The organism is Citrobacter sp. Cpo030, assembly GCF_030333005.1.
Classification (GTDB): Bacteria; Pseudomonadota; Gammaproteobacteria; order Enterobacterales; family Enterobacteriaceae; genus Citrobacter; species Citrobacter portucalensis.
The window spans coordinates 86,833-113,170 of the sequence record NZ_JAOWGT010000056.1 but is presented as its reverse complement, the minus strand read 5'-3'; the positions used below and the strand labels follow the sequence as shown (position 1 = coordinate 113,170).

At 55.6% G+C, this 26,338-nt stretch carries 27 protein-coding genes; 3 read left to right on the top strand and 24 right to left on the bottom strand.

The window, feature by feature from the left end:
• Window positions 1-156: 156 nt before the first annotated feature.
• The 5 genes from ucpA to OGY37_RS10085 form a co-directional block, all read right to left on the bottom strand.
• Window positions 157-948, bottom strand: a complete 792-nt coding sequence (ucpA, locus tag OGY37_RS10105; RefSeq protein WP_003835020.1) for an SDR family oxidoreductase UcpA — start codon at window positions 946-948, stop codon at window positions 157-159.
• Window positions 949-1,120: 172 nt separating this feature from the next.
• A complete protein-coding gene (yfeX, locus tag OGY37_RS10100) occupies window positions 1,121-2,020 on the bottom strand; it encodes a porphyrinogen peroxidase (RefSeq protein ID WP_003835022.1) in 900 nt (299 codons plus the stop codon).
• A gap of 93 nt (window positions 2,021-2,113) precedes the next feature.
• The gene (locus OGY37_RS10095) at window positions 2,114-2,689 is read right to left on the bottom strand and encodes an RpoE-regulated lipoprotein (RefSeq protein WP_003835025.1); all 576 of its coding nucleotides are present in this window, start codon (window positions 2,687-2,689) and stop codon (window positions 2,114-2,116) included.
• A gap of 59 nt (window positions 2,690-2,748) precedes the next feature.
• Window positions 2,749-3,198, bottom strand: coding sequence for a DUF2919 domain-containing protein (locus OGY37_RS10090; RefSeq protein WP_003835027.1), 450 nt, complete (start codon window positions 3,196-3,198; stop codon window positions 2,749-2,751).
• Window positions 3,185-3,610: a GNAT family acetyltransferase gene (locus OGY37_RS10085; RefSeq protein WP_003038048.1), complete on the bottom strand. Its 426-nt coding sequence runs from the start codon at window positions 3,608-3,610 to the stop codon at window positions 3,185-3,187. Before OGY37_RS10085 ends, OGY37_RS10090 begins: the two co-directional genes overlap by 14 nt.
• Window positions 3,611-3,822: 212 nt before the next feature.
• Here OGY37_RS10085 and amiA point away from each other — a divergent pair, with 212 nt between their 5' ends.
• Window positions 3,823-4,692, top strand: a complete 870-nt coding sequence (amiA, locus tag OGY37_RS10080) for an N-acetylmuramoyl-L-alanine amidase AmiA (protein ID WP_003038046.1) — start codon at window positions 3,823-3,825, stop codon at window positions 4,690-4,692.
• A 2-nt stretch (window positions 4,693-4,694) separates the two neighbouring features.
• Window positions 4,695-5,594: an oxygen-dependent coproporphyrinogen oxidase gene (gene hemF / locus OGY37_RS10075; protein ID WP_286620719.1), complete on the top strand. Its 900-nt coding sequence runs from the start codon at window positions 4,695-4,697 to the stop codon at window positions 5,592-5,594.
• A gap of 95 nt (window positions 5,595-5,689) precedes the next feature.
• On the opposite strand, the gene eutR is transcribed toward hemF, so the two are convergent.
• The 18 genes from eutR to maeB all read right to left on the bottom strand — a co-directional run bounded on the left by eutR (window position 5,690) and on the right by maeB (window position 22,989).
• Window positions 5,690-6,742, bottom strand: a complete 1,053-nt coding sequence (gene eutR, locus OGY37_RS10070) for an HTH-type transcriptional regulator EutR (RefSeq protein ID WP_279275646.1) — start codon at window positions 6,740-6,742, stop codon at window positions 5,690-5,692.
• Between the two features lie 48 nt (window positions 6,743-6,790).
• The gene (gene eutK, locus OGY37_RS10065; RefSeq protein ID WP_286620717.1) at window positions 6,791-7,321 is read right to left on the bottom strand and encodes an ethanolamine utilization microcompartment protein EutK; all 531 of its coding nucleotides are present in this window, start codon (window positions 7,319-7,321) and stop codon (window positions 6,791-6,793) included.
• 11 nt (window positions 7,322-7,332) lie between these two features.
• A complete protein-coding gene (gene eutL, locus OGY37_RS10060; protein ID WP_063941688.1) occupies window positions 7,333-7,992 on the bottom strand; it encodes an ethanolamine utilization microcompartment protein EutL in 660 nt (219 codons plus the stop codon).
• 9 nt (window positions 7,993-8,001) lie between these two features.
• On the bottom strand, window positions 8,002-8,898 hold the full coding sequence (gene eutC, locus OGY37_RS10055; protein WP_137360604.1) for an ethanolamine ammonia-lyase subunit EutC: 897 nt from the start codon (window positions 8,896-8,898) through the stop codon (window positions 8,002-8,004).
• 20 nt (window positions 8,899-8,918) lie between these two features.
• Window positions 8,919-10,280, bottom strand: a complete 1,362-nt coding sequence (gene eutB / locus OGY37_RS10050; protein ID WP_003038029.1) for an ethanolamine ammonia-lyase subunit alpha — start codon at window positions 10,278-10,280, stop codon at window positions 8,919-8,921.
• Between the two features lie 11 nt (window positions 10,281-10,291).
• Window positions 10,292-11,695 (bottom strand): ethanolamine ammonia-lyase reactivating factor EutA, encoded by a 1,404-nt coding sequence (eutA, locus tag OGY37_RS10045; RefSeq protein WP_003835041.1) that lies wholly within the window; start codon window positions 11,693-11,695, stop codon window positions 10,292-10,294.
• A complete protein-coding gene (gene eutH, locus OGY37_RS10040) occupies window positions 11,692-12,924 on the bottom strand; it encodes an ethanolamine utilization protein EutH (protein ID WP_003835043.1) in 1,233 nt (410 codons plus the stop codon). The genes eutA and eutH overlap by 4 nt, the downstream gene beginning before the upstream one ends.
• 119 nt (window positions 12,925-13,043) lie before the next feature.
• Window positions 13,044-14,231, bottom strand: coding sequence for an ethanolamine utilization ethanol dehydrogenase EutG (gene eutG / locus OGY37_RS10035; protein WP_286620715.1), 1,188 nt, complete (start codon window positions 14,229-14,231; stop codon window positions 13,044-13,046).
• Window positions 14,221-15,060 (bottom strand): ethanolamine utilization protein EutJ, encoded by an 840-nt coding sequence (gene eutJ, locus OGY37_RS10030; RefSeq protein ID WP_063941690.1) that lies wholly within the window; start codon window positions 15,058-15,060, stop codon window positions 14,221-14,223. Before eutJ ends, eutG begins: the two co-directional genes overlap by 11 nt.
• Window positions 15,061-15,072: 12 nt before the next feature.
• Window positions 15,073-16,476 (bottom strand): aldehyde dehydrogenase family protein, encoded by a 1,404-nt coding sequence (locus OGY37_RS10025; protein WP_286620713.1) that lies wholly within the window; start codon window positions 16,474-16,476, stop codon window positions 15,073-15,075.
• 11 nt (window positions 16,477-16,487) lie between these two features.
• Window positions 16,488-16,775, bottom strand: coding sequence for an ethanolamine utilization microcompartment protein EutN (gene eutN, locus OGY37_RS10020; protein WP_003038011.1), 288 nt, complete (start codon window positions 16,773-16,775; stop codon window positions 16,488-16,490).
• Between the two features lie 114 nt (window positions 16,776-16,889).
• Entirely contained in the window at window positions 16,890-17,183 is a 294-nt protein-coding gene (gene eutM / locus OGY37_RS10015; RefSeq protein ID WP_003835054.1) for an ethanolamine utilization microcompartment protein EutM, read from the bottom strand.
• Window positions 17,184-17,219: 36 nt separating this feature from the next.
• Entirely contained in the window at window positions 17,220-18,236 is a 1,017-nt protein-coding gene (pta, locus tag OGY37_RS10010) for a phosphate acetyltransferase (RefSeq protein WP_181510565.1), read from the bottom strand.
• Window positions 18,233-19,036 carry an ethanolamine utilization cob(I)yrinic acid a,c-diamide adenosyltransferase EutT gene (gene eutT / locus OGY37_RS10005; protein ID WP_148361672.1) on the bottom strand — a complete coding sequence of 268 codons (804 nt, stop codon included), beginning with the start codon at window positions 19,034-19,036 and terminating at the stop codon, window positions 18,233-18,235. The genes pta and eutT overlap by 4 nt, the downstream gene beginning before the upstream one ends.
• Window positions 19,037-19,045: 9 nt before the next feature.
• The gene (gene eutQ, locus OGY37_RS10000; RefSeq protein ID WP_103285614.1) at window positions 19,046-19,744 is read right to left on the bottom strand and encodes an ethanolamine utilization acetate kinase EutQ; all 699 of its coding nucleotides are present in this window, start codon (window positions 19,742-19,744) and stop codon (window positions 19,046-19,048) included.
• Complete coding sequence (gene eutP / locus OGY37_RS09995; RefSeq protein ID WP_003037998.1) at window positions 19,722-20,201, bottom strand: ethanolamine utilization acetate kinase EutP; 480 nt, start codon at window positions 20,199-20,201, stop codon at window positions 19,722-19,724. Before eutP ends, eutQ begins: the two co-directional genes overlap by 23 nt.
• 12 nt (window positions 20,202-20,213) lie before the next feature.
• On the bottom strand, window positions 20,214-20,549 hold the full coding sequence (gene eutS / locus OGY37_RS09990) for an ethanolamine utilization microcompartment protein EutS (protein WP_003037995.1): 336 nt from the start codon (window positions 20,547-20,549) through the stop codon (window positions 20,214-20,216).
• Between the two features lie 160 nt (window positions 20,550-20,709).
• Window positions 20,710-22,989 (bottom strand): NADP-dependent oxaloacetate-decarboxylating malate dehydrogenase, encoded by a 2,280-nt coding sequence (gene maeB, locus OGY37_RS09985; protein WP_003835063.1) that lies wholly within the window; start codon window positions 22,987-22,989, stop codon window positions 20,710-20,712.
• A gap of 280 nt (window positions 22,990-23,269) precedes the next feature.
• On the opposite strand from maeB, the gene tkt reads away from it, so the two are divergent.
• The gene (gene tkt / locus OGY37_RS09980; protein ID WP_286620710.1) at window positions 23,270-25,264 is read left to right on the top strand and encodes a transketolase; all 1,995 of its coding nucleotides are present in this window, start codon (window positions 23,270-23,272) and stop codon (window positions 25,262-25,264) included.
• Here tkt and OGY37_RS09975 read toward each other — a convergent pair.
• Window positions 25,254-26,297: a DUF1176 domain-containing protein gene (locus OGY37_RS09975; RefSeq protein ID WP_286620708.1), complete on the bottom strand. Its 1,044-nt coding sequence runs from the start codon at window positions 26,295-26,297 to the stop codon at window positions 25,254-25,256. The genes tkt and OGY37_RS09975 overlap by 11 nt on opposite strands.
• Window positions 26,298-26,338: the final 41 nt, after the last annotated feature.

Sequence of the window (26,338 nt, the reverse complement as noted above, 5' to 3'; positions counted from 1 at the left end):
GCGCACCCTTATAAATTAAATGACTTTCTTATGGTCATCATATTTATAACCAGTGCTAAAGGAGTAACGGTTTTATATACCGTTTGATGATTTGAAAGTTGAAAAGAGAATAAGGGGTACCTCCTCCCCAGCACATGGGGAGGAGACCGGCATCAATCAGACGCCGACGCTTACGCTTTCAGGCAAAGTGCTGCCGCCATCAATCACGTTTTGCGTGCCAGTTAAATAACTGGACTCATCCGATGCCAGGAACGCCGCCAGTTCGCCGACCTCAAGCGGGCAGGCCAGACGACGCATTGGGATCGCTTTCGCCATTTCGACTAAAACGGATTCAGGATCTTCCGGGTTAGACTGACGCGCAATGCTTTCCGCCATCGGCGTACGAACGTAGCCTGGGCAAATGGCATTCACGCGAATGCCGGACTGCGCATATTCTACCGCCAGAGATTTGGTCAAACCGATGATCGCGGCTTTCGACAGCGCGTAGGCCGTTTCGCCCGGGTCAGCAACCATATCGCCGGTCACCGATGACATCATCACGATGCGCCCGTCTTTGCGCGCAATCATCTCCGGCAGAACGGCTTTCGTCACGTTCCAGACGCCTTTAATGTTGATATCAATGTGGAAATCGCGATCTTCATCGCTCATATCAAGGAAGTTGCCGAGGCGGCATACGCCGGCATTGTTCACCAGAATATCGATTTTGCCTTCAATCTGCTTCGCGCGCGTCACCGCTTCCTTGACCGACGCAAAATCTCTGACGTCAGCGTGAACGGCTGTGCAACGGTGCCCACGCCCAGCCAACTCATCCGCCAGTTTTTCAATCTCATCGGAGATATCCAGCAGGATTAAGTTCGCACCATGGCGGGCAAACGTTCTGGCGATACCCTCGCCAATACCCTGAGATGCGCCCGTAATCAATGCTGTTTTGCCCGTGAGTTTTCCCATTTCAATATTCTCCTTTTGAATATGAAGCCTTCGCTTCATTCACGCAGAAGATACAGCAATAACAAATTAGTGCTGAGGAATAGCTCACTAAATCAGGTTAATCTCAGGTAAAAAAAATCCCCGACGATGCGGGGATGTCTATTTCGTGGCCGATAACAGGATCAGCTCACCATTACAGCGCCATTAAACGGTCCAGCGACGGTGCAAAGTAATAGCCGCCGGTTACCGGTTTGGTGAAGCGCAGCATCGCATCACGCTTACCGTCAGTGTCACCAAACATGCTCAGCAATTGTTGTTCAATGTTGTGCAGACGAGCGCAGTAGGCGCAGAAATAGAGACCATGCGTGCCGCTGGCAGTACCGTATGGCAGGCTCTGGCGCACAATTTTCAGCCCTTTACCGTCTTCTTTGAGGTCAACACGGCTCAGGTGAGAGGTGACCGGACGGTCATCACCGTCGATCTCTTCGTTGGCTTCCTTGGTGCGACCAATCATCATTTCCTGGTCATGGATGCTCATGCGATTAAGCTGCTTCAGGTTATGTTCCCAACGCTGTACAAACACATAGCTGCCACCGGCATCCACGCCATCTTTGATAACGGCAACTTCACGGCGCGTTTCTTCGCCTGCCGGATTTTCCGTACCGTCAACAAAGCCGCTGAGATCGCGCTCTTCGACCCAACGGAAACCGTGGATTTCTTCTTTGACTTCAATACAGTCGCCAAATGCTTCCATTGCCGCCTGCGCAACGGAGAAATTCACGTCATGACGCAAAGAGAGAATATGGATCAACACGTCATATTGGGTTGCTGGTGCCAGACCTTTACCGTAAGGGATAAAGTCTTTTAACTCTTCAGCACCGACGCCGCCGCTCAATGCACGCCAGGTGTTGTTGCCAAAAGCGACAACCGCGCCCAGATGCGCATCCGGGAACTTAGCTTCAAAGGTCGCCAGCTTATCGGCGAAGGTTTTGCTGGCCGCACGCAGGGCATCAACGTCGCCTTTAACATTGGCTTCAATCCAAATCGCCGCACGGCAATGTTCTGGCAAAATGCCACTCTGAACCTGAGACATTGTTCCTCCTGAAAAAAAGATGCCACGACATCGTGGCATTGATGGGCGCTATTCTACCTGTTTTTTTAACAAGCCGATTTGTTCAGACGCAAATTAACGCCGCCAGATAATTTTGCTTACTTTCCACGCTTTCAGCGTGTCGTCAGACGGCATTATATCCTCAGGCCCGCTCCATTCACCGGAAAAAATATAGCTAATATGTTGACTTCCCTCAGCTTTACACTCAACGCCCGCGCTGTCATCGCCGGTTGCTTTTTGGCAATTACCGAAAGCTTTAGTGTAAAGGTCGCTAAACGGTGTACCGATTTCGACACCCGCGGCTGACGAAATATCGTGATCTAATATATCAATACGACTGATGGTTCCCTGGCTGCCGTTGATGACTATCGCCAGCTTGTCGTCTTTCATCGCTTCATAGAAGCGCACCACATTACCGTTATCGGTCTTCATTCCGCTACGCAGGCGGTAATCACCGTCCAGCGCATCAGCAATGGCTTTTTCATCCAGCGGCGTAGCGCCCGTTAACGCTCCGACGCCCTGCTCTGTGACCTGCGTTGAAGAACCAAACCAGTTCCACGGATTGGCGGCAGACCAGTTCACCGAGGACAACGTTGAACACCCGGCCAGTAGCAGCGGCATCGCGCATAAAGTCAAACGCAGTGATTTCATTTCACTTCCTTCCTTATTTATCAACGTTGCTTGGAGTCCGGTTTCCCCAAAAAGTGCCGTTATTCTTTCTCAAGGGAAAAACAGGCGCGCAGACGTTGATTGGTTAACAGCCAGATCAGCGCGACAATATCCGCCACCAGCAGCGCCAGCCCGACGCCATTGAGCGGATCGCCTGCCAGCCACATCACCGGCTGCCAGCACAGCAGCACTAGTTGAGCGAGAATCAATAATCCACGCAGCCAGCGCCAGATCACCGGAAACGCAAAGCGTCGCCCGCTGAGTAAAAACGCCAACACGGCGGGAACGCCGGGAAGCAACCCCAGCCAGAATGCGTCATGATCGGGATAAAACAGATTCAGCAAGGTGTTGCCCTGCTCACGGGAAGAACCGGCAATCACAAACAAAACCCAGGTGCGTGCCTGCAACAGCAGTACGCACCAGAAGAGAAAAGGCAGGCGCAGACGCCCATGACCATCATAGTCGGCCGGATGAAACTCAGTACTCTTCATCTTCGATCAAACGCTTGCCCAGATTGAGTACATCCGCATGTTCATAGCCCAGACGTTCATACATGCCCTGTACGACGTCGTTATCGTCACGCACCATGATTTGAATCTTCGGACAACCGCGGGCAATGAGCTTTTTCTCCAGCCGGTTGAGCAGCGCATTGGCAATACCGCGTCCGCGAAACTCAGGATGCACGCCCAGGTAATAGGCGGAACCGCGATGCCCGTCGTATCCGCCCATCACCGTGCCGACCACCTCGCCGTTCACTTCAGCAACGAGGAACAAGCTGACGTCATGATTGACTTTACGTTCGATGTCCATTTCGGGGTCGTTCCATGGACGCAGCAAATCACAACGCTCCCAGAGGGTAATCACCTCTTCGAAATCTTCCTGGCGAAAAACGCGTATTTCCATGGTATTGGGTACCTTTTCAGGACGTTAAAAAGCGATTATGGCGCGAACGGCTGATTTAGCCAATATCTGACGCGAAGCGGCGGAAAAAATGGCATAATACGGAATTGTCACGTATTGAAATGAAAAGTAAAACAATTCTTATCTCGATCCGTCGCAACGGACTACGCGATACGATATAACGTTTAGAACCTTTTTTTTACAACTCAGGCCGTATGAGCACTTTTAAACCACTAAAAACACTCACATCGCGCCGCCAGGTGCTGAAAGCCGGGCTGGCCGCCCTGACGCTGTCAGGCATGTCACAAGCCATCGCTAAAGAAGAAGCGCTAAAGACCAGCAATGGACACAGCAAACCGAAAGCGAAAAAATCCGGTGCTAAGCGCGTTGTTGTCCTTGATCCGGGGCACGGAGGGATTGATACCGGCGCAATTGGTCGCAACGGCTCGAAAGAAAAGCACGTTGTGTTAGCTATTGCCAAAAACGTGCGCTCGATCCTACGCAACCAAGGGATTGATGCACGCCTGACCCGCTCCGGCGATACGTTTATTCCGCTCTACGATCGCGTCGAGATCGCCCACAAACATGGTGCCGATCTGTTCATGTCGATACACGCCGACGGTTTTACCAATCCGAGCGCTGCGGGTGCTTCGGTCTTTGCCTTATCCAATCGCGGCGCCAGTAGCGCCATGGCGAAATATCTGTCCGATCGTGAAAACCGGGCCGATGAAGTCGCCGGAAAGAAGGCCACTGACAAAGATCATTTGTTGCAGCAGGTGCTGTTCGATCTGGTGCAAACTGACACCATAAAAAACAGCCTGACGTTAGGCTCGCATATTCTTAAGAAGATCAAGCCGGTACACCGTCTGCACAGTCGCAGCACGGAACAGGCCGCCTTCGTGGTGCTAAAATCACCTTCGATTCCGTCGGTCCTGGTCGAAACCTCGTTCATCACCAACCCGGAAGAAGAACGATTGCTGGGTACGGCGGCGTTTCGGCAGAAAATCGCCACCGCTATCGCCAATGGCATCATCAGCTATTTCCACTGGTTTGATAACCAGAAAGCCCACTCGAAGAAACGTTAACCATGAAGCCCGATGCACAGCGCGTAAAACAGTTCCTGCTCAGCCTGCAGGATGAGATTTGTCAGCAGTTATCCACCGTAGACGGCAGCGAATTTGTTGAGGATAACTGGCAACGCGAAGCGGGCGGCGGCGGGCGCAGTCGGGTGTTGCGTAACGGCGGTATTTTCGAGCAAGCGGGCGTCAACTTCTCTCACGTCCACGGCGATGCGATGCCGGCCTCGGCTACCGCCCACCGACCAGAGCTTGCCGGGCGCAGCTTTGAAGCCATGGGCGTCTCGCTGGTGGTGCACCCGCAGAATCCCTACATTCCAACCAGCCATGCCAACGTACGGTTTTTTATCGCGGAAAAAGCGGGGGCCGATCCCGTGTGGTGGTTTGGCGGCGGCTTTGACTTAACACCCTACTACGGCTTTGATGAGGATGCGGTTCACTGGCATCGCACGGCGCGGGATCTGTGCCAGCCGTTTGGCGATGACGTTTATCCACGTTACAAAAAGTGGTGCGATGACTACTTCTTCCTCAAGCACCGCAACGAGCAGCGCGGCATTGGCGGGCTGTTTTTCGATGATTTGAATACCCCTGATTTCGACCACTGCTTCGCTTTTATGCAAGCGGTGGGTCAAGGTTACACCGAGGCGTATCTGCCCATCGTCGAACGCCGCAAAGCGATGAGCTGGGGCGAGCGCGAGCGTAATTTCCAGCTTTATCGTCGTGGGCGCTATGTGGAATTTAATCTGGTGTGGGATCGCGGCACGTTGTTCGGTCTGCAGACCGGCGGGCGCACCGAATCGATTCTGATGTCGATGCCGCCGCTGGTACGCTGGGAGTATGACTGGCAGCCGGAAGCAAGCAGCCCGGAAGCTGCCCTTAGCGAGTTTATTCAGGTCCGCGACTGGGTGTAATTGCCTGATGGCGCTACGCTTATCAGGCTTACAACAATGGCAAACCCGTAGGCCGGATAAGACGCGTTAGCGTCGCATCCGGCACAATAGTCTCATCATGCCCACTGGCGCATACGCTGATGCAGCGTCAACGATGGTTTCTCCGCAAACAGCTGCTGGTAGTCGGTGGCAAATTGCCCTAAATGCCAGAATCCCCACTGCATGGCGGCGTCTTTCACCGTCGCACTCTGCGACCATGGGCTTATCAACTCACGGCGCACGGCGTTCAGGCGAATACGTTTCAACCATGCATTCGGGCCAATACCGAGGATCGCGTGAAAGGCGTTTTGCAATGTCCGGCGGCTAACGTGCAGTTGATTGCATAAGTCGAGCACGGTCAGCGGCTCTGACATATTTTCCAGCACATATTCGCGCGCACGCGACAGCAAGCGACGATAACTCTGATGGCTGATGCTCTCCGCAGTCATAATCGGCTGCGCTTCTTCCAGCATGGTGCCCATCGCCAGCAGCAGGTTATCGCCCAACACTTTGCGTACCGCAGGTTGGTGAAGGTTTTCCGGATTTTCACTAAACGTCGCCAGCGCCTGCTGCACAAAGCCCCATAGCGCGGCTTTGTGTTGTTCTTTAACTTCCAGCGCCGACTGATTGCGCAGCATATGCAACACCCTTTCCGGGTTATGCAGGAAGTTGGCCTGACGAGCAATGGCCTCTTCCGAAATGACGACACCCAAAATGGTGTAATCATCTGGTGTACTTAATTCAAACTCCGTCCCGCCTGGGCGGGTGGCAATTTCAGCGCTACCCAAACACTGGGTACCAATAAATCCCTGCTCGCCGCGCGTGGCCGGAATGCCAAACCAAAATGAGTTTGGCCAGACAAGGCACGACTGACGCAGCGCCAGTCCGGTGTATTCACGGAACACCTGAATATCGTCGAGCAGGATTTCCGTGAACTCGCCATGAAATTTTCCCGGATGCAACTGGTCGTAGATCTGCTGCCAGGCGGTAATCGTCAGCGCGTGCTCATACACATCCGTTGTTCGCCGTTGGTGAACGTTGTCCACTTCCACTTTCGGCGTCAGTTTAACGTCTTCGGGTAATGCTTCATGATAAAGATGGTGCAGGTTTGCAGTACGGTTCTTTTTCATGATCTTTTAAGCCGGAAGCTTCAACGAAGCCCCCGGCCCTCCGACAGGTTAATTTTTTAAGCGATAGCGACTACTGCGTTTACGCAACGCTCCGTCAGAAAAGAGCTGTTCCAGCGCCTTTCTGGCTTCATCAAGTGACCAGCCAAAGTGGGCAGCCACTTCCCCTGCCGTCATTCCTTGACGGACCGATGCTAACAGCGTCAGAAGTTGGGCAGAGGATTCAGACGTCACTGGGGCGTCCTGCGTCTTCTCTGCTTTTACGTCTGTTTTCACTTCTGGCTTCTGTTCTGGTTTCTTCGGCTGGCGCTTAAAACCGCCGATCAGCCACTGGGTGTCATCGTCCGGTCGGCCTATCTCCTTACGGCTGATAACACGGCCCGTACGCGCTGCGGCGGCGCTGCCGGCATCCAGCGCTGCGCGGCATGCCGCCAGATCGCCTTCCACCACCAGCGTCAGCCGACCAGGATCGAGCACTTCGTGGCTAAGCAGACGCACGTTCGCGGCTTTCAGCATGGCATCGGCCGCGTCCACGGCAGCCACCATGCCATCCACTTCCAGTAATCCCAGTGCATTGATCATCACTACCTCTCTTACGCGCGCTGGATTGGATTACGGGCAATATCCAGAACGGCATCGGTAAAGGCGTTACATGCGGCTTTACAAGCGGCCTGGCTACCGGTCAAAAACGCGGCTGAATAGTTAGTTTCTGACGGCGGTGGTACATAGGTCACCAGTTGTACATCGGCAGATTTCAGCGCAGCATCAATACCAAATGTCGCTTCCAGCGGCGGAGCGACCAGATACGCCATCGGATCACCCAGTCGGCATCCCGCGGTTGCGGAGAGATACGAACCGGTACGCGAAACCACATGCGCCAGGAAGGCGGTATCTTCTGCGTCATTCGCCCACTGGAATGCCGCCCCGCTTTCAATATTGGCCACCATCGCGTCCAGACCCGCGCGAACTTCGGCCGGGTTTGGTCCACCGAGCATAATCAGCACTTCGCCCGATGTTGGAGAAGGACTGTGCGCCGCACCGGCATACAGCGAGCGGCCATAAACCACTTCCACCATCGCCTGTTTTGTCGCTTCATCTGCGGCAATATACGCCACGTCATCAGAGTCTGCTGTGATGAGTCCGAGGCTACGTATATGTGGCGGCAATTTAAGTTCGCGGGCAAAACCGTCATTTACCGAGGCAATCACGCGCATCGCGGTGACTGAAGGTCTAATCAAATCTAATGCTGGCATGATGCCTCCTTAACGGGTCATATTGATGCCGGAGGCTTTTTGCTCCAGCATGCGCTTGGCCAAATCCACAATTACTGCTGCCGCTTCAACCGGAGGCGTACCGCCCTGGTGAATGTTCGAGATGCAGGTACGGTCAGCTTCAACGGTCGTCGCCACGCGCGGCGAATAGACGGCGTAGCAGGAGAGACTTTCCGACTGGCCGAGGCCCGGACGTTCGCCCACCAGCAAGATCACCGCTTTCGCGCCCAGCAGTTCGCCGATCTGATCTTCGATTTTCACGCGACCATAGCGAACGAAGAACGGGGTCCCGACCTTCAGTCCGGCCTGTTTTAAGCCTGACAACAGCGGCGGCAGAATCTCTTCGTAGTTGGCAGTGATGGCATCGGTAGACAAGCCATCAGAGATAATCACCTGCACATCCGGGTTCATTACACACTGCGATTTCAGCGCTTCAATGGCTTCCGCACTCAGACGACGGCCAAGATCCGGGCGCGTCAGATACAGGTTTTTGTCACTGATTTCCGAACGCACCTCCAGCAGCCCTTGCGCTTTTACCCACTCTTCCGGCACTTCTTTTAACACCGTATCTTTCGAACGCGAGTGGTCGGCCAGGAAGCGCAGCAGCGCCTGGGTACGCGGACGAGGACCGGCACGACCGGTACATACACGCGCAGCGGTGCTACGGCGAAGTTCAGTCAACACCTCTGCACGGTGCGGATTCTCTACGCCAATCCATGCTTTGGCTTCGGCTGAGCCTAAGTCCATCGCGCAGCTTTCACCGGTCGGCGCGGCGCACTGCGTGGTGCTGCATTTTGCTGGTGCTGACGGTTCTTGAGCCTGCGGTTGAGACTCACCCATTGACGCCATTACGCTGCGTACAATTTCTTCAATCTGTTTTTGATCCATCGTGTGTCATCCCCGCGTCATCAGAAGAACAGTGACGGATCGCCCGCCCGTTTGGTCAGGCGACCGTTTGCCATAATGCCCATGGTTTCCAGCCAGCGTTCAAACTCCGGCGACGGACGCAGGTTCAGCAGCTGACGCACGGTCGCGGTGTCGTGGAAGGCGGTAGTCTGATAGTTGAGCATGATGTCGTCACCGAGCGGCATGCCCATGATGTAATTGCAGCCAGCGGTGGCGAGCAGAATCATCAGGTTTTCGTTAAGGTTCTGGTCAGCATCAGCATGGTTGGTGTAGCAGCAGTCGCAGCCCATTGAGATGCCGCTCAGCTTGCCCATGAAGTGATCTTCCAGACCGGCACGAATAATCTGACGGTCGTTGTAGAGATACTCCGGCCCGATAAAGCCCACCACGGTATTCACGAGGAACGGATCGTAGTGCCGCGCCAGCCCGTAGTTACGCGCTTCCATCGTCACCTGATCGGCACCGAAGTTCGCGCCCGCGGAAAGCGCAGACCCTTGCCCGGTTTCGAAGTACAGGCAGTTTTCCCCGGCGATACGGTTGAACTCAGCGCCCACGGCACGAGCTTCATCCAGCATGGCCAGCTCAACGCCAAACTCTTTTAAGCCTTTTTCGCTACCGCAGATACTCTGGAAAATCAGCCCGCCCGGCGCACCGCGACGAATCGCTTCGATCTGGGTAGTCACGTGTGCCAGTACGCAGCCCTGGGTCGGGATGTTGAATTTGTCGATAACGCCGTACACGGTATCCAGTACGCGGCTTAAGTTTTCCACGTCATCCGTTACCGGGTTAACACCAATCACCGCATCGCCCGCCCCGAAGGACAGCCCTTCGTAGATTTGTGCCGCAATACTCTGCACGTCATCACGGGTGTCGTTCGGCTGTAAACGGCAGCTGAAGGTGCCCGGCAGACCGATGGTGGTATTGGCCTTTTTGATCACCGGCATTTTCTTACCGCCGTAGATCAGGTCCGCGTTAGAGCAGATTTTTGCTACCGCAGCGACCACTTCCGACGTTAACCCTTTGCGCGTAAACGCAATGTCATCAACGGAGGTTTCATCGCTCAGCACGTACTCGCGCAGCTCGCTGATACTCCAGTTTTTGATACGGTTATATGCCGTTTCGTTGACGTCATCCTGAATCAGACGCGTTACACAGTCCTCTTCATAGGAAATCACCGGGTTATTGCGGATATCCGCCACCGTCATTTCCGACAGTACCTGCTTGGCCGCCACACGTTCCTGTGAACTGGTTGCAGCTACCCCTGCCAGCACATCCCCCGAACGCAGTTCGTTGGCTTTGGCCAGCACCTCTTTAACATCCTTAAACTGATAAACATTGCCGAACAATGTGGTCTTTAGTTTCATAAGTCGTTCCCTCAGGAAGGAAATGCGAGTGATTTCACCGTCACCGGCACAACCGATCCGCCAAAAAGAGGCGTACCAATGTCGATATAGTCCCCCGCCCGGACAACCACCTCATCGATGACTGCCAGCGGGTGTTGCTGTAACTGTGGGCGTAACAGCATGCCCAGGGCCTTACCAAAATCCTGCTCGGCTACCACCAGCAGGGGATGCGGATTCGGATAGCGCGCGACAAAGGCCAGCAGCGCATCTATCACCGTTAACAGCGCGGCGTAGCGCACCGGCAGTGAACCGGGCAGCGCCAGCACGTAGGCGTCCGTTTGCGGGTCCAGATCGAGCTGCATTAGCGCCTGTTGCCAGGCGGCCACCAAATCAGCCTCATCAACCGGAATCGCCACCGGCAGATTGCGCAGCGGAAGCGCCACACCTTCCAGCCAGATAGTGCTGCCCGAAAGCGACAGCGTATGTGCACCAGCGCCAATCACCGTGGCGCGCACGGTTTGCGCCGGGAACTGCACGTTCATCTCACGCAGGCGCGGATGTTCATGCAGAGCCGTCGCTAACAGCGGGCCAATGTCGGAAAAACAGAACGGGTCGGCGGGTTGGTTGCGGTAGCACTCGCCCACCCCGCCGGACAACGTAATCACTTCCGGTTTCATGCCCGCCGGTAACAGGCCGGTTTGCATCAGCGCCTGTGCCAGCGGTGATAACGTGCCGTCGATCACCTCCACAATCAGCGCCGCCATCCGTCGGGCTACCTGAACAAGCTGCGCCGCATTGAGAGTTCGGGCATCAGTGCCCGGACCAAATACGTCATCAACAATCATCTGCCCCGGCTGATGCGCATGCACTACTCGCCCCTGGCCGTCCGTTTCCAGCAGTCGTCCGCCGACGTTGAGGCAAGCCGAACCGCTGACCTTTCCGGCATCGAACAGAACGTAGTTCGACGTACCGCCACCGATGTCGATATTCAGTACGCGGCACAACTTCTGCTCGGACAGGGTTTGTGCCCCCGCGCCGTGACCGGCAATCACCGATTCCAGATGCGGACCGGCGCTGGCAACCACGAAGTCCCCCAGCGACTGAGAGAGCGCCATCACCGCCGGACGCGCATTACGGGTTTTGGCACTTTCTCCGGTGATGATGATCGCGCCGGAATCAACAGTCTCAGGTGCAATACCCGCCGCCTGATACTGGGCGAGGATCAGCGCCTTAAGTTCGGCCTCTTTCAACCCGCCCTGCTTATCAACGGGGGTAAAGAACACCGGGCTTTGCCAGCTAATTTCGCGTTTGATAAATTCGTAGCGCGGCACCTGCGACACTGCCGCACGGTTGACCAGCTCAAGGCGCGAAAAGATCACCTGAGTGGTGGTGGTGCCGATATCGATACCGACGCTCAGTAGCTGGCGAGTATTCACGATTGCGCCTCCGGGTTGGTTTCTACTTCTGCTGGCACATCTTCATCTTTCGGTACCAACAGCATAGCCACACCAATCGCCGTCACACCGCCAATCAACTTGCCGACAATCATCGGGAAGATCATCGCGTTCATGTTGGCTGCGGCGAAGCCTAAGTGGTCACCCAGTGCAAAGGCCGCGGAGACCGCAAAGGCGCAGTTGATCACTTTGCCGCGGGTATCCATATTCTTCATCATGCCGAACATTGGGATGTTGTTCGCCAGCGTCGCAACCATACCGGCAGCAGCAATATTATTGATTTTTAACAGGTTGCCGACGCTCATCAGCGGTTTTTCAAACCAGCGGGTCAGCAGCAGTACCATTGGATACGCACCGAGCAGTACGCAGGAAATAGAACCGATAACTTCGATGGCGCGCATCACTTCACCCGGCTTGTCGCCCGGAGCCATGAAGATAGGATCAAGACCTGGGATCAGCTCCCAGCCGAGCAGGAATTTAACCACCGCTGCTGCCAGGCCGATGGTGATCAGCGCCACCAGGAATTTCGCGAAGATCTGGAAGCCGTTGATCATTTTTTCCGGGATGAATTTCAGTCCCAGCGCCACCAGCACAGCCACGATCAACACCGGGATCATATTCATCAGGATCAGCGCGAAGGTGAACTCCACCGGCTGCCCGTTGATTTCGACGCCGGAGTACATCGCAATCAAACCGCCCGCAATACAACCAATCGGAATGGTGACAATACCCGCCAGCACGCCCAGCGCCAGATAACGACGGTCAGACGGTTCAATAATCCCCAACGCAACCGGAATGGAGAAGACCAGCGTCGGCCCCATCATCGCCCCGAGGATCAGGCCAGAGTACAGCCACGCCGCAACGTCGCCGCCCGCCAGTTCTTTCGCCAGGAAGAAGCCGCCCATATCGCACGCCAGCAGCGTTCCGGCAAACATCGACGGGTTCGCACCCAACATTTCATACAGCGGAATAATCACCGGCCCGAGCACATGCGCCAGAACCGGCGCCAGCGCGGTCATACCGACCATCGCCAGACCCAGCGCGCCCATCGCCATAAAACCTTCTTCAAACTGGCCGCCCGATCCCTCAATACTCTTACCGAATTTACCGAGGAAGCGTGCCGAACCGCCGAACTGCGACAGGATCCTGTCCACGGCGGCAATCAGCATAAAGAACATCATGATGTACATGATGATTTCGTTAATTCCCATAGCCCCTACTCCCTGTCATTTGTGATTTGTAGGCCGGATAAGACGTTTACGTCGCCTCCGGCATTAACGCCGTGTTATTGCCGGATGACGGTGCGAGCACCTTATCCGGCCTACAGGCATTACCCGGCAGCCGCGTACAGGTCGATGATCTGTGCCTGCGTGGCGGTCCGTGGGTTACTGCGAATACAAATATCCTCCAGCGCGGCGTGAGCCCATGCGCTGTGCTGCTCGGGCTTTGCCCCAACGTCAGAAAGTCGTTTGGTCTGGCCCACTTCGCTAATCAACTCGCTGACCGCGTTGATAGCATCACGATCGTCCGATTTCTTGTTGGTTAACGCGCGTCCGATATGGCTGAAGCGCTCACGACACACCATGCGGTTGAACCCCATTACCGTAGGAAGCAGCATGGCGTTAGCCTGTCCGTGTGGAATGTGCAACGTCGCCCCCGGCTGGTGCGCCATCGCATGGCACAGGCCAAGCCCAGCGCTGGAAAACGCCATCCCGGCCATACAGGAAGCCAGCAGCATGCTTTCGCGCGCAGCCAGATCCTGACCGTAGCCGACGGCCTTCGGCAGCGATTTACCGATCATCGCTATCGCACCAATCGCCAGGCTGTCGGTAAACGGCGTCGCGTTCAGCGCGCTATACGCTTCAACGGCGTGCGTCAATGCATCAATCCCGGTCATCGCCGTTACGTGTGCAGGCACGCCTTCCGTCAATGCGGCGTCAAGGATCGCCACATCCGGCATCAGGGTTGCGTGGGCCAGCACTTTTTTGAGTCCGGTCGCGGCGTCAATAATCACCGTGACGTTCGTGGTTTCTGAGCCCGTTCCGGCGGTAGTCGGTACGGCAATCAGCGGCAGACGCGGGCGTAACACGCTACGCTCGTCCATGTCAGCCAGCGTCTGGGTAGGATTGGTCACCAGCAACGCCACTGCCTTGGCGGCATCCAGCACGGAACCGCCACCGAAAGCCACGACGCCGTCGCACTTTGATTCACGCAGTTGCGCGACTGCCGCGCAGACGTCCGTAATGCACGGTTCACCTACCGGACAAGGCCACAGCGTCATTGCCACACCTTTCATCGCCAGGCTGCGCTCCAGTGCGGCGGTCATCCCCGCCTGATGCAGAAAGCTGTCAACCATGACGAACATATGCGTCAGTCCGCGCGTTTGTGCTTCCTGTCCGCAGGTACTGAGCGCTCCCAGTCCACATAACGTAACCGGGGGAACGCTAAACGTTTTTACGCGTTGCAGATTCAGGGTATCGAATGCCTGAAAGAGCGCGGTCTGCAATTCAGCTTGCATAGATTCCTTCCGCTTTTTCTTTTCCGCTGTTTGCAATGGCCAGCGGAGTCATAAACAGGCTGTGCTGGGGTAAATGCACCTGCAGTTCCGGGAAACGCTTACGGAACAGTTCATCAACGCCTGGCTGCATACAGGAGCCACCCGCCAGCCACAAATCAGCGACACTCTGTCCGGCAATATGGTGCGCCACGATTTCCGCCATCTTTTCGTAGACAGGCTTCACCACCGGCCAGATTTCTTTGCCATTGCTGCGCTTGTACTGCTCGGCTTCCTCCAACTGGATACGACGGTTCCCGGCCAGCGTCAGAGAGATATGGTGCCCGCCGGTCGCTTCATCAGCGGAGTAAGTCACTTTTCCCTGTTTAACAATTGCAATCCCGGTAGTGCCACCACCAATATCCACCACTCCGGCGTTATCAAGCTGCAACAGATCCGCCACCGCGGTTGGTTCGTCGAGGACATGGCTCACTTCAAGCCCGGCAGACTCCAGCACGTTAATAGAGATGCGTGGGTCAGTTCCCGGTGGAAACGAGGTTGCCGCATGGGTAAAACGGCAACCCAGCTGTTGTTCGAGCGTATCGAGATGGCGACGAACGATGGTCACCGCACCAAAGAAATCCCAGACGATGCCATCGCGCACGACATCGGCCCAGTCCAGGCAAACCGCGACCGGTTGTCCGTCACTGTCCACAACCATCGACACCACATCACACGTTCCCAAATCAATGCCCAACCACAGCGGTGAATCGCTCTTTGCGGGCGTCTGGTTACATAGCGTTGCCGCTTTTAGCAGTCTGGGTGTCAACCAACGTTGTTCGTCGTGCGCCATCTCATTTACTCCTTATACAATTCTGAAGGCGTCTACCAACACACAGCGACGCAGACGCACAAACGTACGCGCACTGGTCACCCCTTCCCCGGTTGGTGTGGTAATGGTCATCGTGGTCCAGCCTTCACCGCCCAGTCCAAGACCGGCAATGCACGGTCCGTTCTTAACGAAGATGCTGGTATCAATGGCGTTTGCCATACGGTTCATATTTTCGATATTGCGTGAGTGCATCGCCGCCGTATGGTGGCAGCCGCCTTCCAGCTTGACCGCCAGTTCAATGGCTTCATCGACGTTGGCAACCCGTACGACCGGCAGCACCGGCATCATCAGTTCGGTAACGGCAAACGGATGCGTCGCTGAGGTTTCGACGAATAACAGACGGGTTTGCTCCGGTACATTCAGACCAATCGCCGCAGCGATTTTTCCGGCATCGCGCCCGACCCAGTCACGACTGACTGTGCCTTTACCGCGCTCATCGATATTTTTCAGCAGCACCGGCTGCAGCTGTTCGACCTGAGCCGCGGTCAGTTTCACCGCATGCTGGCTTTCCATCAGACGCATCAGTTCATCAGCGACGCTATCGACCACGATCAGCACTTTTTCGTCGGCGCAGATGATGTTGTTGTCAAACGATGCACCTTTGACTATCGACTGCGCCGCGCGTGCCAGGTCAGCCGTTTCATCAACCACCACTGGCGGATTACCCGCACCAGCGGCAATCAGACGTTTGTTGGTGTGCTTACGCGCAGCGTCCACTACGGCTTCACCGCCGGTCACCACCAGCAGGCCGATACCTGGGTACTTGAACAGACGCTGGGCAGTCTCGATATCCGGGTTGGCAACCGTCACCAACAGGTTTGCCGGACCGCCTGCGGCAACTACCGCCTGGTTAAGCAGAGTGATAGCGCGCTGAGAGACTTTTTTCGCCGCCGGATGCGGTGCGAAGACCACGCTGTTGCCAGCGGCAATCAGGCTGATAGCGTTGTTAATGACGGTCGCGGCCGGGTTGGTGGACGGGGTTACCGAGGCCACCACGCCCCACGGCGCATTTTCAATCAGCGTCAGACCGTTATCGCCGGTCAGAACCTGTGGTGACAGGCATTCCACCCCCGGCGTGCCGCGCGCCTGCGCCACGTTTTTGGCAAATTTATCTTCGACGCGTCCCATGCCGGTTTCAGTGACGGCAAGTTCCGCTAATTCTCTGGCGTGCTTTTCGCCCGCCTCACGTAGGGCCGTGATAGCCAGTTGGCGCATGGCGACGCTTTTCAGCCCCTGCTGGGCCAGTTTTGCTGCCGCCACTGCGTCATCCAGGGAGGCAAAAACGCCCATTTCTTGAACGGCACTGACGGGTTGGCTGCTGTCTTTCATTTTCAGCAGTACCGCTTTCACGACCTGTTCAATATCCTGTTGATTCATGATTTTCTGCCTTATTTATGGAAGATCACCTGACCACCTGCCACCACTTCATCGACAATGCCAATCACGCACAGATCGACAGGCGATGATTCATTCCGGTGCGCCTGACGGGCGGAGCTTCCGCTGACCAGCAGCACCCACTCTCCGGTTCCCGCCCCGATGCTGTCGATAGCAACAGCACATTGCCCATCGGGATTTCCCTGGGCGTCAATCATTTCCACCATCAGCAACTTGTCGTGCGCGAGCCCCTGATGGCGTACGGTACAAACAATTTGTCCTGTAACGATTGCCAGTTTCATACGCGCCTCCGTGGCATATTTCAGGTAAAACCTCCCCCTACCCTCCGCAGAAGGTAATGTGAAAAGGAGAGAGGGTGACGCCAGCAATGAAGTCTGTGGCGTCACATGGACGACTTACATGTCGTTGCTGTCGCCTTTAAAGCTGATCGGGAACACTTCTTCCAGATCGCCGTGCGGACGTGGGATCACGTGTACTGAAACCAGCTCGCCAATACGCTGTGCAGCCGCAGCACCTGCGTCCGTTGCGGCTTTACATGCCGCTACGTCACCACGGACCATGGCAGTAACCAGACCGCCACCGATCTGCTTCACGCCAACCAGTTTCACGCGTGCTGCTTTAACCATTGCGTCAGAAGCCTCAATCAGTGCAACCAGGCCCCGGGTTTCAATCATTCCTAATGCTTCCATTGTGTTTTCCTCTCATTAAGGGGTCCAGAACGGGACCTAAACAACCAGTGTTTGTGAGGCGTTTTCACGACTCACGTCAGTCTGGCGCGGCACTGCTGCCACCAACGCCAGTTCGATAATTTCCTGTACGCTACAGCCACGAGAGAGATCATGAAGCGGTGCGGCAAGCCCCTGAATCAACGGACCTACTGCGCGATACCCTCCCAGACGCTGGGCGATTTTGTAGCCAATGTTGCCTGCCTCCAGCGATGGGAAGACCATCACATTGGCATTGCCCTTTAACGGGCTGGCGGGCGCTTTTTGCGCAGCGACATCCGGAACAAAGGCGGCATCAAATTGTAGTTCTCCGTCCACGGTAAGCTGCGGGGCACGCTCACGAACGATCTCGGTCGCCTGCTGCACGTTAGCGACGTTGGGATGGCGAGCACTGCCATTACTTGAAAACGACAGCATGGCCACGCGCGGCTCTTCACCGGTAATCGCCTGCCATGTCTGCGCGCTGGCAATCGCAATATCCGCCAACTGTGCGGCGGTGGGCTGCGGCACGACGCTGCAATCGGCAAAGCCCAATGACGGCCCAAGGTACTGCGGCAGCATCAGGAAAATTGACGACAGCGTTTTACAGCCAGGCTGTAGCCCGATAATGCGTAATCCGGCACGCAGCACGTTCGCTGTTGATGAAAGATTGCCCGCAATACAGACGTCTGCTTTGCCCGCGCTGACCATTGCGGCGGCAAACATCAGCGGATCGTTGAGTTTTTCCAGCGCATCTGCAGGCGTTTTATCTCCCGCGCGGGCCAGCCAGCGCAGCGCAAATTCTTCGCGCATTGGCAGGTTGCTTTGCGGATCGATAACCTGAATGCCATCCATTGCCACCCGGTGGCTGAGGGCAAACTGGCGCAGCGCAAACGGACTGGCGACGAGAATGGGATGTGCCAGACCGTGCTGATGCAGGTAATTCGCCGCCTTCAGCACCCGGACATCCAGCGCATCCGGGAACACCACCCGTGCCGGTGAGCGTTGGGCGAGTTGACGAGCACGTTCAATGATCATTGCTTCTCCCCCAGTCGCTGTTGAATTTGGTTAACCGTCAGCGGATGCTTCGCAACGCTCAGAATCATCATCACGTAGACCGTACTGGAAAGGCGGTTGAGCGCCTGCATGATGTCCGGCCGCATAACTTCAAAACTGCGAGTGATGAACACCTGGGCCGCCACCGTCTCCGTTTCACGAACTTTGGTACGCAGCAGATTAAGTAGCGCGCAATCGCGTCCGTGGCTGGCTTCAGGCACCAGATGGTCGTGATCCAGATAGCGCAGCGGTTGATGCGAAAGACGGTGTAAATCTTCGTCACTTAACCCCACGACAGCTTGTGCTGCCAGCGGCTCATCCATGGCGTCAGCGCGCATAATATTGCCCAGGCGCGAGCGGATATCCGCCAGCCACGGCTGCCACTGTTCTGCCATCTCAATCTGCAACCACACGGCCAGGGCGATGGTGCTGTCCAGCGCGGCGCGAAATCCCAGCCGAGGGTCACTTTTGGCGACCATCTTGTCCGCCGTCAGATGCGTCAGGGTGTCCGGTTTCTTCGCCACCGGTTGATGGCACAGTTCGCAGCTGGCCTGTGGATGCGTATCACTGCTGGTTAATCCATGCACCGGCTGCGGCTGCTGTTCTTCGTCATCAATAAACAGGCTGCCCTGCTCGTCGATAAACTTAATACGCAGATGTCGGCTTTCCAGTAATTCCCGGGCAGACGGCGTCAGGCGAGCGTCAGCGGGGAGATGAATTTCAGCCCCTTCGCTGAGCGTATGATTCGCTCTGAGCCATGCTTCGGTAATGAAATCCTTCATACATCCGCCTTAGCAGGACTGCCAGTTCGCAGGCCAGGCCACATACAGAAACTTCACCGTCGATGGCGTACCAAATTCGATGCTGGAACCTTTCGGGATAAACATTACGTCCCCGGCTTTTGCAATCATGGTTTCGCCTTCGTGGCGAACGTGCAGCTCGCCTTCCAGAATCATGTCGATTTCGTCGTAGTTCAGCGTCCATGGGAAAAAGGCGTTATCCCACTGCATAAACCCGGCGGCCATACTGCTACCGTCCTGGTCGGTCACCAGATCGGTTAAGCCCACGCAGTGCGGCTGCGCGCCGTCAAAACGACCAAACTTCACGCTGCTGCCGTCGATGACTTTGACGCCGCCTTTGCCGGTTACCGAGCTAAAACTCGGCTGCATTCCGCCCTGCTCCAGCGACTGCTTCTCCTTCATAACTTTGTCCATCAGCTGGGCGACCAGGCTTTCGGTAAACTGCCCTTCCGGTAACTGCGCAATGATGGTTTCGCGAATGCGCTGGCTTTCCGTTTTGCCATCATCAACCGCCGCCGGTACAGCAGCAGTTGGCGCGGATTCATCGCATTCACTGATGGTAACGCCCAGCAGCTCCGCAACTTCGCGCGCCTCCGGGGTGATGATGCTGGCGCGCAGAACAACCGACATTTCCTGTTCGCCGCGTGCGTGGGCCGCACGAATATCGTTAGCTGTGATGAGTTTTTTCACCTGCCCTTTCCTCCTTTTGGCTGAGCTCAGTCAGATAATCCACCAGGTGCTGCACGCTGCGCGGGTCATGGCTATTGAGCTCAAAAATCGGCTCCTGAAACCCCATCCCGCGAAGTAGTTGTCGCGTTGCGGCGACGTCGGCATCCGGCATGTCCGTTTTACTGATAACGGCGATTTGTCGTTTACTGGCGCCGATATCCAACAGCCCGGCAGGTAAGCGACTTTCTTTGTCATTTGCCGCGTGTATATAAATCAACGTATCGACATCCTGCAGCGTGGTAATTAAGGCGTGATACCAGCGCGGATGGCTAAAATATTCCCCTGGCGTGTCGATATCGCCATTTTCATTAAACTCCACGGCCTGAGTTTTTCTGGCGAGGGAATAATTCCCCTGTAGCGCATTAAAGAGCGTTGTTTTCCCCGCCCCCACCGTACCGACAAACGCAATACGTTTCATCGCCGCCTCTGATTAACTTTTTGTCAGGTTACACAAAGTGAAATTTAATAATCGACCCAGACCGCTTACCGTCTGTAATAACGCTTCTTCTACTGCGCCTACCGAGCCGTAGATCACCAGTGCGCCGCTGAATCTATCGAGAAAGCCGATATGTACATCCGCCGCCTTCATGGCTAAGTCACCGGCAATCATCGCGGTTTCGCCTGGCGTCAGCGTCATGATGCCGATAGCGCCCGCTTCGGGAACGCCGATCTTTTTCGCTAATTCCTCGCCGGGGTGCGCAATGAGATGCGCCAGCGTGACCTGTTTCCCCGGCACAAATTCCTGAATAATGCGTTCTTTTTCCATTGCTCACCGCCTCCGCTAAAACTGCCCTCATCGTGGCAATTTTTTGTCAGAGTAAATAACAAAATTCGGCAACCAGGTTTAAAAGGTGAAGTAGATCACTAAGAAAGGGAAAATAAAAAGGCGCGGGAGAAACCCGCGCCGGAAATAAATTAAAGTGAAATTACAGCGGCTGCGTTTGGGCTTCTACAACCGCCAGCGCCACCATATTAACGATACGACGAACAGAGGCGATCGGCGTTAATACGTGAACAGGTTTCGCAACCCCCATCAGCACCGGGCCAACCGTTACGCCTTCAGAACTGGAAACGCGTAGTAAGTTGTAACTAATACGGGCCGCTTCCATATTTGGCATCACCAGAATATTCGCTGAGCCTTTCAATGGACTGTCCGGCATGCGGTCATTACGGATGCTTTCCACCAGCGCGGCATCGCCGTGCATTTCGCCGTCAATCATCAACTCTGGCGCACGCGCCTTAATCAGCTCCAGCGCGTCGCGCATTTTGCTGGCCGACGGGCAGTTAGAGGAACCAAAGTTGGAGTGCGACAACAACGCCACCTTCGGTTCAATACCAAAGCGGCGCACGGTCTCTGCCGCCATCACGGCGATTTCCGCCAGTTGCTCAGGCGTAGGATCGTCGTTGACGTAAGTATCGGCGATAAAGGTGTTACCGCTTGGCAGCAGCAAGGCGTTCATCGCTCCGGCAGTATGCACGCCGTCGCGATGACCAAACACCTCTTTTACCACGCTGAAGTGCTCATGGTAGTCGCCAATCGTACCGCAGATCATCGCATCCGCTTCGCCGCGCTGTACCATGATTGCGCCGATCACCGTGGTGTTGGCAATCACCGCACGCTGCGCCTGCTCCTGGGTAATCCCACGACGCTTCATAATCTGGTAGTACTCGCTCCAGTACTCTTTAAAGCGCGGATCGGACTCATTGTTGACGATTTCAAAATCGACACCCGCTTTGATCTGCAGACCCAGCTTCTGGATACGCATTTCAATAACGCTCGGACGCCCGATCAGGATCGGTTTTGCCAGCCCTAACGTGATCAGCTCCTGGGTAGCGTGCAGTACGCGCGCTTCTTCCCCTTCGGTCAGCACCACGCGCTTCGGCGCTTTGCGTGCCAGGGAGAAAATCGGCTTCATGAACAGGTTGGTTTTGTAGACGAACTCGGTCAGCTTATCGATGTAAGCGTCAAAATCGGCAATCGGACGCGTTGCCACGCCGGAGTCCATCGCCGCTTTCGCTACAGCAGGGGCGATTTTGACGATCAGACGCGGGTCGAACGGTTTCGGAATGATGTATTCCGGGCCGAAGCTCAGGTCCTGATCGCCATAAGCAGAGGCCACCACTTCACTCTGCTCGGCATGCGCCAGCTCAGCAATGGCGTGCACCGCCGCCAGTTTCATCTCTTCGTTGATGGCCGTCGCACCAACGTCCAGCGCACCGCGGAAGATGAACGGGAAGCACAGGACGTTGTTAACCTGGTTCGGGTAGTCTGAACGACCGGTACAGATGATGGCGTCGGAACGCACCTCTTTTGCCAGCGGCGGCAGGATTTCCGGCTCCGGGTTGGCGAGTGCCAGAATCATTGGCGCACGCGCCATCTTCTTAACCATTTCCTGCGTCAGCACTTTCGGGCCCGAGCAGCCGAGGAAAATATCTGCGCCGTCAATAACATCATCCAGCGTGCGCTTACCATCATCCACCACCGCGTAAGCCGCTTTGGTTTCCGCCATGTTCGGTTCGCGGTCTTTGTAAATCACGCCTTTGGAGTCACAGACCACAATATTGTGTTTCTGCATACCCAGCGCTACCAGCAGGTTCATACAGGCAATCGCCGCCGCACCTGCACCAGACACCACCATGCGCACGTCAGAGATATTTTTCTCAACCACCCGCAGACCGTTCAGAATTGCGGCAGTACTGATGATTGCCGTACCGTGCTGGTCATCGTGGAAGACCGGAATATTCATGCGTTCGCGCAGTTTTTGCTCAATGTAGAAGCACTCCGGCGCTTTGATATCTTCGAGGTTGATACCGCCAAACGTGGGTTCCAGGGCCGCAACCACATTGATAAATTTATCCGGATCGAGTTCATCGACTTCAATGTCGAACACGTCGATCCCGGCGAATTTCTTAAACAGAACGCCTTTACCTTCCATCACCGGTTTGCCGGCCAACGCGCCAATGTTGCCGAGACCCAGCACCGCTGTACCGTTGGAAATAACCGCAACCAGGTTGCCGCGCGCGGTGTATTTGTAGGCTGCCAGCGGGTCCTTTTCAATTTCAAGACACGGTGCAGCCACGCCCGGCGAATAGGCCAGCGCCAGGTCGCGCTGCGTTGCCAGAGGCTTGGTTGGAGAAACCTGGATTTTACCGGGTACCGGAAATTCGTGGAAATCGAGGGCGCTTTGTTTTAACTGGTCATCCATCTTGTTGTTCCTTTCACGTATCTATCAAAAAAGTGGCGCGGGTAACCATTCTACTGAGCCGCACATTATCACCTCAGTCAACGGCACAAACTTTGAAGGTCCCCAAACTCTCACCATTCAAAGAAAGAATTTGTTATCAATTTATAACAGCCATGTTACCTGCTTAATCCAGCAATACCATGCTTGTCTGCTATGCTTTTTGCTGACAACGCCCGCAATTTTCCCAAAAGTGTGAATCACAACACGCATCTAACACTTTACTTTTCAAGGAGTATTTCCTATGACCCGTAAAGAGCTTGCCAATGCCATTCGTGCGCTAAGTATGGATGCCGTCCAAAAAGCAAACTCCGGCCACCCTGGAGCACCAATGGGGATGGCCGATATCGCCGAAGTGCTGTGGAACGATTTTCTACGCCATAACCCGGCCGATCCCACCTGGTACGATCGTGACCGGTTTATTCTGTCCAACGGCCACGCCTCAATGCTGCTTTACAGCCTGTTGCATCTTTCCGGTTACGACCTGCCGATCGAAGAATTAAAGAACTTCCGTCAGCTCCATTCGAAAACGCCAGGTCACCCGGAAATTGGCTACACACCGGGCGTGGAAACCACCACCGGACCGCTGGGCCAGGGGTTAGCCAACGCCGTCGGCATGGCCATTGCCGAGCGAACGCTGGCAGCGCAGTTTAACCAGCCAGACCATGAGATTGTTGACCACTTTACCTGGGTCTTTATGGGCGACGGCTGTCTGATGGAGGGTATTTCACACGAGGCTTGTTCGCTGGCGGGCACGTTGGGGCTTGGCAAACTCATCGGCTTCTACGATCACAACGGCATCTCGATTGATGGCGAAACCGACGGCTGGTTTACCGACGATACTGCAAAACGCTTTGAGGCTTATCACTGGCATGTGGTGCACGAGATTGACGGTCATGACCCTGAGGCGGTGAAAAAAGCCATTCAGGAAGCGCAGGCTGTTACCGATAAACCGTCGCTGATTATCTGCCGCACGGTGATTGGTTTTGGCTCACCAAATAAAGCCGGAAAAGAGGAAGCGCACGGAGCTGCGCTGGGCGAAGAAGAGGTGGCGCTGACCCGGCAGAGACTGGGGTGGCATCATCCTGCTTTTGAGATCCCCAAAGAGATTTACCGGGCGTGGGACGCACGCGAGAAAGGCGAAAAAGCGCAACAGGGCTGGAAGGAGAAATTCGCAGCTTACCAACAAGCCTACCCGGAACTGGCGGCAGAGTTTACTCGCCGGATGAGCGGTGGACTGCCGAAGGAGTGGGAGGCAACAACACAGAAATATATTACCGAGCTGCAGGCTAATCCGGCCAAAATCGCCACCCGTAAGGCCTCGCAAAATACCCTTAACGCCTACGGGCCTATACTGCCTGAGCTGCTTGGCGGATCGGCGGATTTGGCCCCCAGCAACCTGACCATCTGGAAAGGCACCTCCTCTCTTAAAGAGGATCATGCAGGAAACTACATTCACTACGGCGTGCGGGAATTTGGCATGACGGCGATTGCCAACGGTATCGCCCATCACGGGGGCTTCGTACCGTACACCGCTACGTTCCTGATGTTTGTCGAATATGCCCGTAATGCCGCGCGTATGGCGGCGCTGATGAAAGCCCGACAAATCATGGTTTATACCCACGACTCGATTGGTCTTGGGGAAGATGGTCCCACGCACCAGGCCGTTGAACAGCTCGCCAGCCTGCGTCTAACGCCTAATTTCAGCACCTGGCGACCATGCGATCAGGTTGAGGCGGCGGTAGGCTGGAAGCTGGCAGTCGAACGTCACGACGGGCCAACCGCGCTGATCCTCTCACGGCAGAATCTGGCGCAAGTTGAGCGCACGCCTGAGCAGGTACAGCAAATTGCCCGCGGCGGCTATGTGCTGAAGGACGGCGGCGGTAAGCCGGATATTATTTTGATTGCTACCGGTTCAGAAATGGAAATCACGCTGCTGGCGGCGGAAAAACTGACCGGCGAAGGTCGTAACGTGCGGGTAGTTTCTCTGCCCTCAACCGATATCTTCGACGCCCAGGATGAGGCGTACCGGGAATCGGTCCTGCCGGCAAACGTCAGCGCGCGCGTGGCGGTAGAAGCAGGGATTGCTGACTACTGGTACAAATATGTCGGGCTGAAAGGGGCAATTGTTGGGATGACGGGTTATGGAGAGTCGGCTCCGGCGGACAAGCTGTTCCCGTTCTTTGGCTTTACGGTGGATAACATCGTCGACAAAGCGCACAAGGTGCTTAACGCGTGATCCACAGCGTGGGCCAGGCATCTGGCCCATGCCAGTTATCACAACTTGGCTCCTGGGCATAGCGCACCAGGCGAAAACGTTGCCCGTCGTAGCGCCAGCGGGTCTGGATACCGCAATCTGCCAACCCTCGTCCTTTAGCGAGGGTAACCAGCTCCCGCGACTTCTCGTCAAACGTCGCGTTGGTCAGCTCCATATCGCGACTTTCCGCCTCCGTTTTAAAAGGCAGGCTTAAACGTACCGCGCGTGAAGTCAACGGAGTAGTACGTGAAACCACCCACGCCAGATCGATAGTGTTATACGCCCCGGCCTCACAACTAATCATAAGCAGCGCTTTATCATCCGTTAGGGCCGTGACGCGCATCTCGCGACGCAGCGGATCGATAGAGCAGCGAATACCGTTGATTCGCCAGTTACCATAGTCCAGCAGTTCACTGCGCTCCTGCTGTGTGAGAGGCGTTGGCGTTGGATTAATGACCGCTACACCTTTCAGCGCGGGGGCCGGAGGTACGCTGAGCGGAGGCTCGTCACCTTTTTCAATCCATGCGGTTTCGCTCCCCACCCGTTTTTGCTGGGCGTCGATAAACAACAACGCGGCTTTTAGCCCGACCAGCGAAAGGTTTTGCGCACCTTTTTGCAGGGTAATCGCCTTCGCGTCCTGTACGGTTTGTAAAAATGCGCTGATGGTGGTGGGATCATCGGTCGTCAGCTGCCAGGGAGTTATGCGCCAGTGCTCGCCGCTCAGCGAGAGTGGCGCACCATCCAACAGCAGACGCGGCGCAATATCGCTCTCTTTGACGCTGGACGATTCCAGCCCGCCCAGCTCAATACGCAACACGGCATCGGTATGTGCCCCGGCGCTGCGGCTCAAGGTCATGACCAGGCCGTGGTGCTCTCCGGTATTACGCGCCACGCAAAAATTTTGGTTATTACACGTTACCTGCCAGTCAGAAAACGCCTGTTGCGCGGGCGCAGCCCACAGCAATCGGGCGGGTAGCAACCCGAGCAGGAAAAGGAGAATAACGCGATAGCGCATGGACGGTACAACCCCGAAGTCAAAACACACAGCCTAAGCGG